Annotated in this window: 7 protein-coding genes; 2 read left to right on the top strand and 5 right to left on the bottom strand. The window is 46.7% G+C overall.

The annotated features are described in order from the left end of the window. The 5 genes from B3180_RS00415 to pspA all read right to left on the bottom strand — a co-directional run. The coding region (locus B3180_RS00415) for a DUF697 domain-containing protein (RefSeq protein ID WP_286842225.1) at positions 1–721 on the bottom strand (721 nt) is incomplete at its 3' end. Then, complete coding sequence (locus tag B3180_RS00410) at positions 718–2,091, bottom strand: YcjX family protein (protein WP_286842223.1); 1,374 nt, start codon at positions 2,089–2,091, stop codon at positions 718–720. The genes B3180_RS00415 and B3180_RS00410, both read right to left, overlap by 4 nt. Further along, positions 2,088–2,471, bottom strand: a complete 384-nt coding sequence (pspC, locus tag B3180_RS00405; protein ID WP_199493745.1) for an envelope stress response membrane protein PspC — start codon at positions 2,469–2,471, stop codon at positions 2,088–2,090. The genes B3180_RS00410 and pspC overlap by 4 nt, the downstream gene beginning before the upstream one ends. Continuing rightward, positions 2,468–2,710, bottom strand: a complete 243-nt coding sequence (pspB, locus tag B3180_RS00400; RefSeq protein ID WP_199493744.1) for an envelope stress response membrane protein PspB — start codon at positions 2,708–2,710, stop codon at positions 2,468–2,470. Before pspB ends, pspC begins: the two co-directional genes overlap by 4 nt. Before the next feature lie 15 nt (positions 2,711–2,725). Continuing rightward, the gene (gene pspA / locus B3180_RS00395) at positions 2,726–3,400 is read right to left on the bottom strand and encodes a phage shock protein PspA (RefSeq protein ID WP_054487984.1); all 675 of its coding nucleotides are present in this window, start codon (positions 3,398–3,400) and stop codon (positions 2,726–2,728) included. A 190-nt stretch (positions 3,401–3,590) separates the two neighbouring features. Between pspA and pspF the strand changes: the two genes are divergently transcribed. Together pspF and B3180_RS00385 are read left to right on the top strand one after the other, a co-directional pair. Next, positions 3,591–4,664 carry a phage shock protein operon transcriptional activator gene (gene pspF / locus B3180_RS00390; RefSeq protein ID WP_054487986.1) on the top strand — a complete coding sequence of 358 codons (1,074 nt, stop codon included), beginning with the start codon at positions 3,591–3,593 and terminating at the stop codon, positions 4,662–4,664. Then, the coding region (locus B3180_RS00385; RefSeq protein WP_286842216.1) for an ABC transporter substrate-binding protein at positions 4,657–5,074 on the top strand (418 nt) is incomplete at its 3' end. The genes pspF and B3180_RS00385, both read left to right, overlap by 8 nt.

The following is a 5,074-nucleotide window of genomic DNA, read 5'->3' as shown; positions in this document are numbered from 1 at the left end:
CAAGGTCAACGGCAACTTCACTGAGCCCGGCGTAAGCAATATTCGCGAATACCTGACGCCATAAACGAATACGGGCCCAGTAACCCAGTTTTACGCCGTAAAGTTCAGCAATACGCGATATCATGCGCTGGTTACGCCACATCACAATCAACATATCCAGTAAAGCAAAGGGACTAACAGCCACCATAGCGGCAGCTTCAGCTGACCAGCGGCTGATAACCCGGGTCGCCTGCTGATCAACCCGGCTTAGAATATCGACTTCAAATCGCTCACGCTCTTCATCTGCGGACCAATACGGCTGCTTGATTTGCTGCCAGCGGTGCTCTAAATCGGGGTGTTGCAACAACTGCAGCTGTTGCTCTGGTTCCGGCTCATCAGATTGCTTTTTCCAACGCCGCTTCAAGCGCTGTAACAACCAAACTTCCCGCACAATAAAACTTAAAAATGCCAAAGCAATAACGCCAAAGCCAACAGCCCATAAACTGCCTAAAAAAATATTCTGCTGCAGCCGCTCAAGAACCATCAATACCGCTTCAATTAAGGCGGCCGACAACGCAAAAATCACACCCACTGCCAGCCACTTACCCCAACGGCCGGGTTTGCGGTCAACTGTGCCTGCTGTCGCCTCTGGCTTTAATCCATCTGGCACATTACTGCTTTCTGAGACTTCAACTGCCGGTTCTTCCACCGAATAATAAGTTAGCTTGCGCGAGTCACTCACTTCAGTTTATCTCCTAAAACGTATTCAAGTAGCTGATCGAGACGAATATGTGGCAACGGCGAGTCTTGCACAGTGAAACCTGGATAAAATTGCGGATAAACATAACCCCGTCGCCAGTCTGCTCCGGTTGGTATAGCGTCCGGCATCTCCGGAGCCCCCACCCGCACAAACTCTCGCTGTTCATTAATACCGTCAAGCACCGTAGTTCCGTCACTCAGTTTCTTAATTTGACTGGTCGCAATGCCGGCAACACTAAATACTTGATGCGGAATTTGATCGAACTGAAGCTCCTGACGCTGCTTTTGTGTCATCAATCGTAATAGATTAGTCAGTTTTTGATGGTCTTGCGGAGCTATGCTGTCAGCTTTAGTGGCAACCAGAGCCACTTTATCAATCACGGGTGAAAACAATCGTTTCAGCAAGCTGTTATTGCCGTAAGAGAAGCTCTTCATCAGCTCATTGATAGCCAGTTGCAGCTCGGCAAAATGGTGTTCACCATTTTGTAGCGCCTGCAGCACATCAACCAATACAACCTGTCGGTTAAAATACTTAAAGTACTTTTGGTAAAACGGTGTAATAACGTGTTGTTGATAATAGCGGTATTTTTCCTGCAGTCGTTTTGCCCAGACATCAGGTACTGGCCGGGACAAGGGCCAGGGGAAGAATTCAAGAACCGGAGCTCCTTCAAGCTCACCGGGTAACACCATCCGCCCGGGCTGCAACAGTAATAATTTTCGACTTCTGCACTGACGCAAGAAGGCGCGATAGTCGGCCGCTAACTCGCGTAACTGTTGCTCAGCATTGTCTTCCGATGCCTCATTTGCCATTGAGTTAACTTTTTCGAGCCACTCACTGGCCAGTTTATGGCGCAATTCGGCGTTAAGCAGCCGCTGCTGTTGCTGGCTCCATTCATCATAATTCAGCTGCAACAAGGGTAAATCGAGTAACCATTCACCCGGGTAGTCAATTAAGTCTAAGGTTAATCGGCGCGTATCCAAAACCCGCCCAGCAAGACCACTTCGCGGCTGATATTTTACTTCTACCCGTATTTCGCTAACGTCGCGGGTTGACTGAGGCCACTTCGGGGTGTCTCCGGTTAAACAATTAATAGCCCCCTCATAATCGAAACCGGAAACCTGCCAGTTGCTGCTGGTATGTAAACGACAGCCATTAAGCCGCTGTTGCTGTTTCACCTTAAAGTACGGCAGTTGCTGAGTCTCGTTGGCGTAGAGCATCTGCTCTAAAATTCCGGTAATTAAAGCGGTTTTACCGGCACCACTTAGGCCTGTTACAGCAAGACGGATATGACGATCAAACCCGCGATGAATAGCGTCGCGGGTTTGGTGTTTAAACTTCTGAAAACGGCTCACAGACGATTGAATTCTCGTTGAAGATTATAGTGATTCGAGGTTACGTATTTTTCCATTGATTGCAACTGCTCTTCCAGCTCATCAAACTCACGTTTAATATCACGAAAAGCATCTCTTGGCGGCTCACCGCCCTGCCATACTTTTGTCTTCACATCGACATTATGACGTATGCCATTCGCGGGCTTTTTATCCAGAATCAGCCAACCTGCCATATAAAGAACAAAGAAGAATCCGCTGGAAAAAATTAAGCCGGTAAAAAATACAACGCGCACCAACCAGGGTTCTAAATTCAGGTATTCCCCCAGCCCGGCGCAAACACCGGCAATTTTTCCTCTTTCTGAGTCACGACGTAGTTCACGTTTCGGTAATTGCACACTCATTGTCTGTTCCTCCAACCCGGAGCGTCAGCATCCAAAATGCGTTCCAGTGTCTGTACACGCTCCCGGATGCGTTTCGCCTGATCGGCCAGTAACGCCAAAGATTCCCTTTCTTCCTCATTCAATCCCTGGTTCATTTGCCGCTTACTGCGATAATGAAGGATGATCCAGATGGGCGCGACCACCAGAACAAACAGAATGATCGGCGCCATAAACATCCCTAAAATTGCTTCAATATCCATTTTGTTCAGCCTGCTTTAAGAGTCTTGTTTTGTTTTTGAGCTCATACGAGCGCGTAAAGCTTCCAACTCGTCATTCACTTTACTCTCGTTTTCCAGCTCTGCAAACTCATCACGCAATGTCCGCTTACCCATATCGTAGGACTCGACCTGAGCTTCTAAATCATCAATCTTCGCTTCATACCGGTCAAAACGCTGCATTGCATCATCGACTTTACCACTATCAACCTGTTGCTTAACCTGTAAGCGGCTGCTCGCAGTTTTCTGGCGCATTAAAATGGTTTTTTGACGAGACTTAGCATCGGCCAGTTTTTCCTGAAGCTGACCAATTTCATCATTCAGCTTATCCAGGCTTTCGTTAACACGATCCATTTCCTGCTGCAGCGCATCAACGCCTTGCTGTGCTTTTTGCTTTTCAACTAAAGCCTGGCGTGCTAAATCCTCACGCTCTTTAGTTAACGCCAGTTCAGCTTTGTTTTCCCATTCCTGAACTTCGTTTTCCATACGCTGCTGCTGACGCTGAATGTCTTTCTTTTCAGCCAACAAACGTGCAGATGTTGAGCGTACTTCAACTAACGTATCTTCCATTTCCTGAATGATCAGTCGCACCATTTTCTGCGGATCTTCAGCTTTATCCAATAAAGAATTGATATTGGAGTTCACGATATCGCTAAAACGTGAAAAAATACCCATAATAATTACCTCATACTGGTTTAATAAACGATTCGGTAATTTATTATTCAAGTATCAAGCCAACTTTTATTTATTTTTTAACAAGCTGTTTTATAAAAGTTTTTTTGATTTTACGAACATTTTGCACTTGCGCCAGTTCGTAAAATAAACTAATAATTAGCAAAAATAACTATAATATAAGGCATTCGACATGCGCCCTGAGCGACAACCCGACAACCTCATTGGCCAGTCCAACAGTTTTTCCGACGTGCTGGAACAAGTTTCGCAAATTGCGCCTCTCGATAAACCCGTCCTTATTATTGGAGAACGCGGCACCGGTAAAGAGCTTATCGCCTCACGCTGTCATTACCTTTCCAAACGTTGGCAACAACAATATATTACGCTTAATTGTGCTGCGCTGAATGAAAACCTGTTAGACAGTGAGCTGTTCGGGCATGAAGCCGGCGCATTCACCGGAGCCGCTAAAAAACACGAAGGCCGCTTTGAACGTGCCGACGGCGGCTCGTTGTTTCTTGACGAGCTGGCAAATACTTCATTACGAGTACAAGAGAAACTCCTGCGCGTTATTGAGTATGGAGAGTTCGAACGAGTCGGCGGACGCCACCCGGTTAAAGTGGATACGCGCCTGATAGCCGCTACAAATGAAGACCTTCCTTCACTTGCTGCCAGTGGTAAATTCCGCTCAGATTTGCTTGACCGCCTCGCTTTTGATGTCATCACCCTGCCACCCTTACGTGAAAGACGCGACGACATTATGTTACTTGCTGAGCATTTTGCGATTTCAATGGCCAGAGAAATGGAGCTTGAACTGTTTAGCGGTTTTTCAGAGAAAGCCCGAAAAACATTAATGGAATACCACTGGCCCGGTAACGTAAGGGAATTAAAGAATACCGTTGAGCGCAGCCTGTACCGACTGGGCAATGGGCATGTCCCTATTCACGATATTATTATTGATCCGTTTAATAGTCCGTTCCGCCCTAAAACTTCAGTCACGAAAACTGCGGCACAGGAGCCGGTGGTCAGCGAAATAGCGCCTCAGGACAATAACGGATCGAACGACCTGCCTAAGTTGAACCCAGAACAACCCATCGACTTTAAGCTGAAGTCTCAGGAGTATGAAACTGAAGTCTTGTCACAAGCCTTACGTTTATGTCAGTTTAACCAAAAGAAGACAGCAAGTTTTCTCGGACTGACATATCATCAATTACGTGGTTACTTAAAAAAGTACCAGTTATTGGAAGGGGCTTCTGCAGCTAATGATTAAAGCGTACGCCAACGTCGCTGTTATTGCGGCCGCACTGGTATCGGGTTGCCAGTCGGAAGAGCCAGAGCCCGCGCCTCTGGCTGACGGCATTATTTACTGCTCAGAAGGCAACCCGGATACCTTTAATCCGCAGCTCATCACTTCCGGAACAACAGTAGATGCTACGGCAGCTCAGTTATACGACCGCCTAATAGACTACGATGCCAAGCAGCAAAAGTTTGTACCTGCATTAGCAAAGCGCTGGGAAACTTTAGACAATGGAACACGCTACCGATTTTATTTACGTGAAGGCGTTCAGTTTCATAAAACTGACTATTTTGAACCAACCAGAGAATTAACCGCTGAAGATGTTCAATTTAGTTTTAACCGTTGGCTCGATGAAACCAGTCTTTACCATCATGTCGGCGGAA

This window comes from Idiomarina sp. UBA4206 (assembly GCF_002383015.1).
Taxonomy (GTDB): domain Bacteria; phylum Pseudomonadota; class Gammaproteobacteria; order Enterobacterales; family Alteromonadaceae; genus Idiomarina; species Idiomarina abyssalis.
The sequence above is the reverse complement of the archived record's forward strand: the minus strand, read 5'-3'. Positions and strand labels throughout refer to the sequence as shown.